Genomic DNA, 229 nt, shown 5'->3' on the forward strand with positions numbered 1-229 from the left:
GGTCGAGGAGCTGGAGGCGCGCTTCCAGCTGATCGGCCCGAAGGCGGCCCACTACGGCACGCAGCCGCAATGGGAGCGCTTTGGCGCGGTGCTGACCGGCATGACGCCGGAGGACGACAGCCTGCGCTATTTCGTCGACACGCCGGACACGCGCTTCCGCTTCGGCAAGCCGTTTCCGCCCGACGCGGTGACGACGCAGCGTGCGCCCGATGTCTGGACGGTGCAGTTC

Annotated in this window: 1 protein-coding gene; it reads left to right on the plus strand. The window is 69.4% G+C overall.

Annotated features, from left to right (window positions below; genetic code table 11):
* A partial coding sequence (locus tag ACNEUN_RS06510; RefSeq protein WP_463631659.1) for a hypothetical protein occupies window positions 1–229 on the plus strand: 229 nt, incomplete at both ends.

The organism is Gardnerella sp. C0684A1, assembly GCF_055326835.1.